The organism is Poseidonibacter ostreae, from assembly GCF_009208075.1.
GTDB lineage: Bacteria > Campylobacterota > Campylobacteria > Campylobacterales > Arcobacteraceae > Poseidonibacter > Poseidonibacter ostreae.
Window position 1 is genome coordinate 41,844 of record NZ_WFKJ01000022.1, and the last position, 6,387, is coordinate 48,230.

A 6,387-nucleotide genomic window follows, 5' to 3' on the forward strand; every position below is an offset into this window, starting at 1 on the left:
TAGGATAAGTATGTTTAGTATTTGTTAATTACTAGTGTAAATCAGCGTTTAATTTGATTTCTCTAGTTGATCTCATTGCAATAATTTGACCATTTACAGAGTTTTGTCTAAAGTGAACTCCATTTACACCTAAGAAATCCATACCTCTCATAAGAGATTTAATTTCTTTTTCTGGATTAGCTTTAGCAATTGCTTCAACAGCTTTTTCAGATAATGTGATTTTTGTTCCTGGTAAAATAGTTACACCAGCATCTAAAATACAACCATCACCAATAGCAGTACCAGTACAAGAGTTTGCACCTAATAATGTATTTTCACCAATAGAAACAGGAACACCATCAGTTCCAGAAAGAACACCTAAAATAGAAGCTCCACCACCAACATCAGAACCAGCACCAACTACAGCAGATGAAGAAATTCTTCCCTCAACCATTACTGAACCTTCAGTTCCAGCATTAAAGTTAATATATGCAGCACCAGGCATTACAGTAGTACCAGCTGCTAATTGTGCACCCATTCTTACTTTTGAAGTTTCTAAAATTCTTGTGTTATCTGCTAAGATTACATGAGATAATAATCTTGGGAATTTATCTACCATATCAATTGCAGGATATTTTCCTGATAATTTTAATGAAATTTCATTAGCTCTTAACCAGTCTAATTCAAGTGGTTGATTTCCAACCCATGCACAGTTATGAAGTTTTCCAAATACACCATTTAAGTTTAATGATCTTAAAGCTGCTTTTCCAGTTGATAATGCATATAATTTTAAATATGCAGTTTCAGTTGAAGCAACATCTGCATCTTCAAAAATAAATACAACTTTATAATCATCAGCAGTTAATCCTGAATCAATTGGTAAAGATGCAAGTGTTGAAATAACTTGAACATTTTTATGATCTTCACCTTTTGCTTCTGCAATATAAGGAGTAAATGCTTTAACACACTCTTCTAAGAATACATCAGAAATATTACAAACTAATTCAGAACCTGTTGTATCTACATTTTCACCAGCAATTTTAAGTGCATTTAATAAAACAGCTGCACTACCGTTGTTTTCGTTCCAGTTAATAATTGGGAAAGTTGCTTGTAAGATTTTTGAAGAGTCTAATTGACCTCTATCTACTTTTGCAATACCAAATCCAATTGGGTTTCTATACCAGTCTTGTGATTGTACATCTTCTATTAATTGTTTAAATTCTTCTTTAGTGTTAGCCATTAAAAACTCCATAATTTTTTGGGGCATTATACTATAAAGTAAAATAAAGGAAGTTTAAAAGATACAAATATATTTCAATAACAACTCTTAATATTTGTAATCATTTTGTAATTTCCAATATATAAAATGTCATCAATAAAAAAAGGATAAAATATGAAAACACCACTTAGTAAAAATCATCCAATGTCACCAAATGGTCAAGATTCAATTTCTAAAAACAATTCAAATAGTTTATCAATAGAAGAAATTATTGAATCTAGGGTTTCTAGAAGAACGTTAATAAAAGGTAGTTTAGCACTTGTTGCAGGAAGTTTCTTAGGTTTAAATTCAACAGCACATGCTAGTAGTAAAAATAGTATTTCAAATGCAGTAGCAAATGCCCTATTAGATTTCAATCCAGTGCCAAAAAACTTAAATGATGTAGTTACAATACCTGAAGGCTATAGCGTAGATGTATTATATAGATTAGGTGATCCTATAAATAACTTTACTTCTGAGTATAAAAATGATGGAACAGATACAGACTTTAATAATAGAGCTGGAGATCATCATGATGGAATGTTCTATTTTGGAATGAATGATGAAGGAACAGCAAAAGATTTAAATAATTCTAATAGAGGATTATTATGTATGAATCATGAAAATATTACAGAGATATTTTTACATACTGAAAAGGAATGGGATAATTATGATAGAACAAGTAGAACAGCTGCACAAATAGATAAAGAAGTATCAGCTCATGGTGTATCAGTTATTGAAATCAAAAAAGGTAAAAATGGCTTTAATTTAAATAAAAATTCAGTTTTTAATAAAAGAATTACTGCACAAACTCCAATAGATATTAACGGTCCTTTACAAAATCATGATTTAGTAAAAACTAAATACTCAAAAGATGGTTCACAAACAAGAGGAACTTTAAATAACTGTGCTAGTGGATTAACTCCATGGGGAACTTATCTTACATGTGAAGAAAATTGGGCAGGATATTTTAAAAGATCAAATAGTACTTTATTATCTGATAAAAAAGCAGCTAGTACACAAAATAGATATATGGGATCAAAAGAGTCAGATGGCTCTTATGGTTGGGCAAATTCTAAAACTAATAATGATCTTTATGATAGATGGAATATTATTCCTAATGCAAACCAAGCAGTTGAAGATTACAGAAATGCAGCAAATACATTTGGTTGGGTAGTTGAAATTGATCCTTTTAATCCAACAATGACTCCTAGAAAAAGAACAGCACTTGGAAGAATGGGACATGAAGGTGCAATGCCAGGAAATGTAAAAGAAGGAGAACCTTTAGTTTATTATATGGGTGATGATTCAAAAGGTGAATATGTTTATAAATATGTATCAAGATTAAAATGGAATGAAAAAGATAGAAATGGTGGATTAGATATTGGAAATAAATACTTAGATGATGGAAAACTTTTTGTTGCAAAATTTAATGAAGATGGTTCAGGAGAATGGCTAGAATTATCAATGTCAAATGAAGATATTAAATCTTATAAAAAATATTCATTTGATGATTTAGGAGATTTATTAGTAAATACTAGACATGCAGCTGATGCAGTAGGAGCAACTCCAATGGACAGACCAGAATGGGCAGGAATTCATCCAAACACAGGAGATATTTACGTAACATTAACTAATAATTCAAAAAGAGGAAATAGTATGCAATTAGATGCATCAAATCCAAGATATTATTCTGATACAAAAAATAGTTCTTCAAGAGATGGAAATGTTAATGGTCAAATTATGAGAATTCAAGAACTTGAAAATAATGCAAGTGTAAGCTCTTTTAACTGGGATATTTATTTATTTGGTGCACAAGCTGATGCTAATGGAAATATAAATATTTCAAAACTAACAGATGATAATGACTTTTCAAGTCCTGATGGATTATATTTTAGTCAGGCTTCAAAAGGTTTAATGTGGCTACAAACTGATGATAGTGCTTATACAGATGTCTCAAACTGTATGATGCTTGCTGCACTTCCTGGAAAACACAATGATGGAGGAAGTACACAAATCACAAATAAAAGTGTTCCTACAAATAATAATCAAGATGAAACAATAACTACAAAAGTAGGGGCAGAAGCTTCAACTAAAAATCTAAAAAGATTTTTAGTTGGTCCAAAAGAGTGTGAGATTACTGGAATTGCTGAAACTCCTGATGGAAAAACAATCTTTGTAAATATCCAACACCCAGGTGAAAAAACTAAAGATTTAAAGAATGCATCATTATATGGAAGTAATTGGCCAGATAAAGGAACAGCTAGACCTAGGTCTGCTACTGTTGTTATTACAAAAAATGATAATGGAATTGTTGGTTCATAAAATTAAAAACTAAATAAGAATATCTATCTAAATATACTAGATAGATGTTCTGTTTTATTAGTCATAGATTTTTGCTAATAATTCTTCATGAATAATATTTTCTATTTTTAATTCATACCTATTATTTCTTTTATTCCTATTCCCTTTCTCTAGCTTGTTATCATTTCGTTTTAAGTAATCTTTGAAATAGTACATCTTCTAAATTTCTACTTGAATCTACTACTAATAAAATATATACTTTTTTATCATCAAATTTATATATTATTCGCCATCTTTTATATATAATTTCTCTATATTTTAAAATACCTATTTGCTGTAACTCGGGTACAATTCTTTTTCTTTTTGGAAAAGTATATAAACTATTACACTCTTCTTTAATTCCAAAAAATATTTTCTTTGCAATACTTAAACTATCAATTTTAATGTATTCAATAATTGATTCTAAATCAAATTGGGCACTATTTGTCCATATCACTTCAAATTGGTTCATATGATTTTATCCAAATAGTTTATCTTCTAAAGTGTCAAACATTTTTTCTTGTTTTGTGGTATTATTGTTCTCGATATCATTTTCACTTTGAACAATTAATTTTAATAAATTTAAAGAATTCTGTAAGTTTTCATAAGTTTTAATATCTTGAACAACTGCTTTAGCCTCACCATTTTGCGTTATGATTATAGTTCTTTGATTTTCATTTACACTATTTATAATATCAGCTGTTTTTGTTTTTAAATAACTAATTGGTTTTATATCTTGACTCAAATGCATTTTATCCACCTTTAAATTTATGATAATATATTGTATTAAATTTAGTCTTAATTTAGTATTATTTTTAATTATATCCTATGGTGATATACGAATAAATCTATTCTTATTTTAGTTGGTATAATAAATCCTTTTGGATTTTTAATAATATTATATTTTATTTAATTAAAAAGAAGTGTTCTTATTTGAAAAGTGGAAATTCATGACCTGACCCCTATTTTTTTTAAATAATGAAGAGTTACCCCAAGAAGCTAGAGACCATTTTCTAAGTGGAGAGTGGAAAGATACAAAAGAGTTTCATATAAGTGGTGATTTACTTGTAATTTATATGATAACTGATAATACTCTGCAACTTCTTAGAATTGGAACTCATTCTCAACTTTTTAAATAAAATTTTTTACTCAGAACCTTTTTATTCAAAAACACATATTATGGCTTTTTAATTATAATATTTAGGAATAAACAATGTTATTTGCTACTGTACATCCTTATAAATTTTGGTTACTATATCCATATTGGTGGTATTTTCCCTATGAAAAAGAGTATACATTTGAACAAGCAGAAAAGGAATATTTACAATATAGAAGAAAATTAGGGGGATATTTTCCCTTTGAAGAATCAACTAACTTTTTAGAAAGTTTTAAAGCAAAAAAACAAGAAGGTGATAAATTATATTTATATAGAAGTCCTACTCGTAATTGGTTTCGTTTAGCGGGAGTAGAAAAATTTATTTTAGTTAGAGATGGTAAAACTATTGCTTCTTCAAGAATATATGGCAATTAAAATTAACTTTAAATATAATCTATTTTTATTAAATGAGAAACTTTTCAATAATTTATATATTTTTATATCGATTCAAAAATATCATTTTCTTCTTTAATAAAAACTTTTTCACCGATTATTTTTACTTTTAAATAACTATCAAAAATTTTATTATTATTTCCATAAATTACATCTTTTCTATAAATAATAGTAAAGTCATTTTCTGTTTCTTGTTGAATCCCTAAAATTTTACTTTTCATGTTAAAATTTGGGTATTTTTTAAAAAGTCTTTTTTTATCTTTTAGTACATTTTCTTTACTATAATTTTTTGAATTATAATAAGAAATGCTGTTTAAATAAAAAATATTTAATAAATCTGAATTTTTTGTATTGTGTGCTTTGTCAAAATTATTTATAAAGTTATTTAGAGTTTCATTTTTTAATTCGATTCCATTTGAATCATATGATTTCCTATACCAAAAAGCACCACCTTCATCATGGTAACCTTTCAATACAAGATTAATTATTTTCTCTGAATTTATAGTTTGAACACTTGCTAGACTACCGTAACCTATTAAATTCATTTCAAAATTAACCAAATCTAGAATATATATACCACTTGCTGTATCACTCCCAAAATGAATTAATAATTTTTGATTATTTAAAAAAAGATACTCCTCTGTAAAATCAAAAGGTTCAAAAGCAAAATCTTTAAATGAAACTTTTCCATAAGGAGATTCAATTTCTACAAAACTAGGTCTATTATATCCATCATATTCACTTTTAATTAAATAATCTGCTCTATATTCAATAACTTTTGATTTTTTATCAGGAGAATATTTAATTGTATTTTGATTCCATGAATTTATCATTTGATTAAGCATGTTTATCGTGTAAGTATCATTACTATTTGTTTTTCTATAAATTTGTAAAGAATTTTTAATTAAATCAACAGCTGTGTTTTGAGTAGGTATTATTTCTGCATCTATTAGTTTTTTCAATTCATTTGAATAAATAATCATAAATTCATCATAATCATTTTTTTCAAAAATATCTTTAGCTACTTTAATATTTTGTTCTTTGCCTTGTCCAAAATAATATTCTGCACCTAAGATATAATTTTTATAATCTGTTTGTTCATATTGCTGATAAGTTTTTTCCAACTCTATTAAATTAGCTTTTGTCTTAAATGGATTATTTGTATCTGCAAAACTTAATGTTATAAAAAGTACTAATATTGATAATATTTTCATTGGATCTCTTTAATTGTAATTTATTTAATTCTATCACATATATA

The 6,387-nt window shown here is 27.1% G+C and carries 6 protein-coding genes and 1 pseudogene; 3 read left to right on the top strand and 4 right to left on the bottom strand.

Features of this window, described 5'->3' with window-relative positions; genetic code table 11:
- Positions 1 to 31: 31 nt before the first annotated feature.
- Positions 32 to 1,219, bottom strand: a complete 1,188-nt coding sequence (locus tag GBG18_RS08445) for a tetrahydrodipicolinate N-succinyltransferase N-terminal domain-containing protein (RefSeq protein WP_152190168.1) — start codon at positions 1,217 to 1,219, stop codon at positions 32 to 34.
- Positions 1,220 to 1,372: 153 nt separating this feature from the next.
- Between GBG18_RS08445 and GBG18_RS08450 the strand changes: the two genes are divergently transcribed.
- Complete coding sequence (locus GBG18_RS08450) at positions 1,373 to 3,562, top strand: PhoX family protein (RefSeq protein WP_226896413.1); 2,190 nt, start codon at positions 1,373 to 1,375, stop codon at positions 3,560 to 3,562.
- 160 nt (positions 3,563 to 3,722) lie between these two features.
- On the opposite strand, the gene GBG18_RS08455 is transcribed toward GBG18_RS08450, so the two are convergent.
- Both GBG18_RS08455 and GBG18_RS08460 read right to left on the bottom strand, forming a co-directional pair.
- On the bottom strand, positions 3,723 to 4,052 hold the full coding sequence (locus GBG18_RS08455; RefSeq protein ID WP_152190169.1) for a type II toxin-antitoxin system RelE/ParE family toxin: 330 nt from the start codon (positions 4,050 to 4,052) through the stop codon (positions 3,723 to 3,725).
- Between the two features lie 6 nt (positions 4,053 to 4,058).
- Positions 4,059 to 4,331 (bottom strand): type II toxin-antitoxin system Phd/YefM family antitoxin, encoded by a 273-nt coding sequence (locus tag GBG18_RS08460; RefSeq protein ID WP_152190171.1) that lies wholly within the window; start codon positions 4,329 to 4,331, stop codon positions 4,059 to 4,061.
- Positions 4,332 to 4,563: 232 nt separating this feature from the next.
- Between GBG18_RS08460 and GBG18_RS08465 the strand changes: the two are divergent.
- A pseudogene (locus tag GBG18_RS08465) lies at positions 4,564 to 4,719 on the top strand (type II toxin-antitoxin system YafQ family toxin); the annotation flags it as partial.
- Positions 4,720 to 4,793: 74 nt separating this feature from the next.
- The gene (locus tag GBG18_RS08470) at positions 4,794 to 5,111 is read left to right on the top strand and encodes a hypothetical protein (RefSeq protein WP_152190173.1); all 318 of its coding nucleotides are present in this window, start codon (positions 4,794 to 4,796) and stop codon (positions 5,109 to 5,111) included.
- 62 nt (positions 5,112 to 5,173) lie between these two features.
- Here the strand turns inward: GBG18_RS08470 and GBG18_RS08475 are convergent, their stop codons facing one another.
- Positions 5,174 to 6,343: a hypothetical protein gene (locus GBG18_RS08475; RefSeq protein WP_152190175.1), complete on the bottom strand. Its 1,170-nt coding sequence runs from the start codon at positions 6,341 to 6,343 to the stop codon at positions 5,174 to 5,176.
- Positions 6,344 to 6,387: the final 44 nt, after the last annotated feature.